The organism is Actinosynnema sp. NPDC023658, from assembly GCF_040639995.1.
In the GTDB taxonomy this organism is placed as follows: Bacteria; Actinomycetota; Actinomycetes; order Mycobacteriales; family Pseudonocardiaceae; genus Actinosynnema.
Map to the genome: position 1 here is coordinate 1 of NZ_JBFAAX010000561.1, position 3,716 is coordinate 3,716.

Below are 3,716 nucleotides of genomic sequence, written 5' to 3' on the forward strand. Positions count from 1 at the left end.
GATCTCCGCGTCGTCCGGGACACGACCGCGACCGGTGCGAACCCACCTTCTGCTCATAGTCCGGATGGGCCGCCTGCTCAGAGGCGAGTGCGCTCCCGGATGCCGTGAGCACACACGAGGGGGAATCGCGAGAAGTCGCTCCATGCTGTCCGGAATCGCCGCGGCTGTGCTGGTGATCGGTGCTCTGGCGTCACCCGCCGCGTCCGCCGCGCCGGAGGTGAAGGGCACCGCGCAGGCGCCGGACCCGTCGACGGACGTGGTGGCGCTGATGCGCACGCAGGAGTCACTGGACCGGGTCGCGGACCGCATCGAGGCCGTGGCCGCCGACAGCGAGGGCTCGGGTCTGTCCGGCTTCACCGTCCACGCCGACCGCGCGGCGCTGGAAGTGTTCTGGCGTGGCGCGGTGTCCAAGGAAGTGCAGTCCGAAGTGGACGACGCGGGTGCGCGCGGGCTGACCGTCGAGGTGAAGTCCGCCCCGTACACGCTGACCGAGCTGCGTGCCGAGACGCAGCGGCTGGCCGACGCGGCGATGGGCAAGGACGACGGCGTCGCGCTCGCCTCGATCGGTCCGAAGCCCGACGGCACCGGCTTGTTCGCCGACCTCGCCGGTGTGCCGGCCGGTTCGGACGCCCGGACCGCCGCGCGGTCGGTGCCCGGACTGACGAGCCGCGTTCCGCTGGAGTTCAGCTCGTCGACCACGCCGTTGCCCGCGAGCCGGTTCACCGACGTCGCGCCGTACTGGGGTGGCGCGTACATGGAGCGCTGGGTCAGCGGTGCGCCGCAGAACGCCTGCTCCACCGGGTTCGGCGTGACCGGGCTCAACGGCGCGGCGACCTACGTCCTCACCGCGGCGCACTGCGGCGAGGGGCAGTGGCGGACCGGCTCGAGCGGCGGCACGCAGTTCACCCTGGGCAACACTTTCGTCACCCGTGACCCGGGCCGGGACGCCGAGCTCATCCTCACCTCGGCCGGCAACGCGATCTGGGACGGGGACGCGCTCAACGGGCCCAACCAGTTCTGGAAGTACGTGCTGGGCGCGAGCACCAACCGATCGGGTGATTTCGTCTGCACCTCCGGCGCGTTCTCCGGGGCGCGGTGCAACATCCGCGCGCAGGCGACCGGCCAGGTCATCAACGTGGGCGGGTTCGGTCAGGTCCGCGACATCGTGCGGGCCGAGCAGCAGGACCGGCAGAACGCCGGCGGCAACGGCGACCAGGCGAACTGGGTGACCTGCACCGGCGTGCCGAACGGGCCGAACAGCGACCCGAACGCCCGGCACTGCTCGTGGCGGATCTTCTACCCGGACGTCATCGCGCAGATGAACTCGCTGGGCGTGCGGATCAACACCTGACGCGTGCTCCGTGCTCGCTCCGGTGCAACCCGGAGCGGGCACGGATCCGTCCCGGGTGTGTGACGAGGCGACGGAAGGGCCTCCCATGCGCCGATGGGTGACCGTGGTCCTGCTCGGGTGCGCGCTGGCCGGCTGCGCCGATGCGGGGACACCACCGGCAGCCCCGTCGTCGGCCGTGACACCGACCGACGCGCCCGGTGCGAGTGAGGCGGCGGACAGGCTGGACCCGGCCCTGGAACAGGCTTACCCGGACACCTACTCCGGGCTGTCGCTGGAAGGCGACGTGCTGGTCGTCCACCGCGTGCCGGACCAGGCCCTGGACGCCGAAGCGCGCAGGCTGGCGGGGTCGGTGCCCGTGGAGTTCCGCGACGCCCGGTTCTCGCTGACCACGCTGCGTGAGACAACGGAACAAGTGACCGCCGACCTCGACTACTGGCGCGAACGGGACGTCCGGATCGGCACCGTGGGCCCTCGCCCCGACGGCAACGGCGTCCTGGTGACCACCCTGGCCGGCGAGAAGGACCTACCCGCCCTGACCGCCCGCTACGGCGACGTCATCACCGTCGAACAAGGCACCCCGCCCGTCCCGGCCACTCAACCCCCGCTGACCGCGACCTCCTGACCTCCGAGAACCACAAAAGCGCACGACGTCGCGTGCTCGAACGCACTGCCGACACCGGCGTCGTGGAGATCCGACGCGCGGTCCGTGTCGCCTACGCTCATCACCAGGCCCAGCAGCAGGAACTCGGGGATGTCAGCAGACCAGCGCCGCTCCCTGTAGTCCCGCGGGTGGGGGCAGGGGCTTGTCGGCACGTGCAAAGCCGGAGTCGGATCGCGCCGCTCCGGCACCGGTCAGGTGAGCGTCCGGGTGACCGTGTCGTTCCGGGGGTGCCGTTGATCGTGGCGGTCACCCGGACGGTGTCGGCGCCCTTCCCCAGCGTGACGCCGGTCCAGGTGAAGATCCGGTCGTCGCTGCTCCTGGCACCCAGCGACACCCCGTTGACCAGCGCCCCGGTGACCGCGTTGGAGTACGAATTCGCTATCCGGCGGCCCGAGCGCCGTGATACACCACCGAGGTGAATAAGGTTTTGGAGTTCTCCGAGGTCCTGCGGTTGATCGAAGACCGCTCGGCCGCGTTCCGCGCCGCGATCGCGTCCGCCCCCGACCTCGACGTCCGGGTTCCGACGTGTCCGGACTGGACGCTGCGCGAACTGGCGCAGCACCTCGGTGACGGCCGCCGCCGCCAGGCCGCCATCGTCGCAGCCGGCCCGGGCGCTCAGCCCCCGGCGAAGACGGACCCGAAGGGTGCCCCGACCGCGCCCCGCGACCGCGAAGCCCTGGACGCCTGGCTCGCTGAGTCGACCGACCTCATGCTCGACGCGATGCGCCAGGCCGGCCCGGACCGCGGCTGTTGGACCTGGTGGGGCCGCTCGCAGGCCCCGGGGACCAGCGGAGCCGTGGCCCGGCACCAGGTCCAGGAGATCGCCGTCCACACGTACGACGCCCAGCTCACCCAGGGGGTCGCACAGCCCCTGCCGACGGAGGTCGCGGTCGAGGGCGTCGACGAGTTCCTGACGACCGTCTCGGCGACGACCGTCCCCTGGCCGTTCAAGCCTGCGACCATCGACCTGCACGCGACCGAGGGCCGTTCCTGGCGCCTGACCCTCGACGCCGACGGCGTCCGCTGCGACGACCTCGCGGTCGACGCGGAGCCGGGCGACATGGCGATGCGAGGGGCAGCGAGCGACCTGGTCCTCTACTTCTACGATCGCGTCCCGCTCGACGGCCTGGAGACCACCGGCGACACCGAGCCGATGGAGCAGCTCGCGGAGTGGGACCCGAACGCGTAGGACGCGCACTTGTGACGCACCCGTCGGGCGCGCGCTGCTGCGGAACGGTGCGCGACGGGTGCTCGACCTGCACCAACTTCCGGCGGTGGCCGTCGGCCGAGGCCGGCACGTCACCGCCCGTCGGTAGCGCAGGAACTGCGAGGTTGGGCACCGGGACGGTGGGTAGCCGTCGGGGGTGACCGACTCCGCCATCGCCGTCCTGGACATCGACGGGACGCTCATCGACTCCAACTACCACCACGCGCTCGCCTGGCACCGGGCACTGCGGGCGGTGGGTGAGACCTTTCCGGTGTGGCGGCTGCACCGGCTGATCGGCATGGGCGGGGACCAGGTGCCCACGGCGGTCGGGGGTGAGGACCTGGAGCGCAGGGTGGGGGACCGGGCCCGGAAGCTGCAGGGCGAGGAGGCCGACGCGCTGCTGGAGGAGATGGTGCCGTTGCCCGGCGCCCGCGACCTGCTCGTGGCCATCAAGGAACGCGGTCACCGGTTGGTGCTGGCCAGCTCCGGTCGGCAGC

The 3,716-nt window shown here is 71.9% G+C and carries 4 protein-coding genes; all 4 read left to right on the forward strand.

The window, feature by feature from the left end; translation table 11 throughout:
* Nucleotides 1-142 precede the first annotated feature (142 nt).
* Nucleotides 143-1,351, forward strand: a complete 1,209-nt coding sequence (locus tag AB0G02_RS31145) for a hypothetical protein (RefSeq protein ID WP_360801143.1) — start codon at nucleotides 143-145, stop codon at nucleotides 1,349-1,351.
* Nucleotides 1,352-1,436: 85 nt separating this feature from the next.
* The gene (locus AB0G02_RS31150) at nucleotides 1,437-1,973 is read left to right on the forward strand and encodes a hypothetical protein (RefSeq protein ID WP_360801146.1); all 537 of its coding nucleotides are present in this window, start codon (nucleotides 1,437-1,439) and stop codon (nucleotides 1,971-1,973) included.
* A gap of 454 nt (nucleotides 1,974-2,427) precedes the next feature.
* Entirely contained in the window at nucleotides 2,428-3,201 is a 774-nt protein-coding gene (locus AB0G02_RS31155; RefSeq protein ID WP_360801149.1) for a maleylpyruvate isomerase N-terminal domain-containing protein, read from the forward strand.
* Between the two features lie 175 nt (nucleotides 3,202-3,376).
* Nucleotides 3,377-3,716, forward strand: a 340-nt coding sequence (locus AB0G02_RS31160; protein ID WP_360801152.1) for an HAD family hydrolase, incomplete at its 3' end; no start/stop codon positions are given.